Source organism: Mesorhizobium sp. M7A.F.Ca.CA.004.12.1.1, from assembly GCF_003997835.1.
Classification (GTDB): Bacteria; Pseudomonadota; Alphaproteobacteria; order Rhizobiales; family Rhizobiaceae; genus Mesorhizobium.
In genome coordinates, this window is sequence record NZ_RZRK01001540.1 from 1 (window position 1) to 406 (window position 406).

At 66.5% G+C, this 406-nt stretch carries 1 protein-coding gene; it reads right to left on the bottom strand.

Annotation, left to right across the window (positions count from 1 at the left end):
• On the bottom strand, positions 1–406 hold a 406-nt coding region (locus EN984_RS37460; protein ID WP_164766064.1), incomplete at both ends, for an AsmA-like C-terminal region-containing protein.

The window sequence follows — 406 nt, forward strand, 5'->3', positions numbered from 1 at the left end:
CCTTGGCCGCTTTGAGATCCGCCGTGACGTCGGCGGACAAGGTCGCCGCCGGATTTTCCAGGCTGACCGGTGGCGCCCGCAGCGTGCCGCCGGCAACCGTGAAAGCTATGTCGGCATCGCCAGCGGCAAAGCTGCCGTCAGCGGCGATGTCGGGCGCAAAGCCGGCGGTCTTGGCCGTATCGATATCGCGCCCGATCGCATCCGCCTTGGCGAGGAATGCACTGAACGCATCTGGATTGACGCCAGCAACTTTCACGCCCTTCAACGCCGCCGTGCCGGAGCCGGACAAGGCGGCCACCATCCCTTCGACCGATTTGCCGCTGCTTGACAGCGCCGTCGAGAAATCGCCGATGCCGCTGATGCCGGCATCCGGCAGCACGGTCGCCAGATCGGCGCCCGCCAGTTT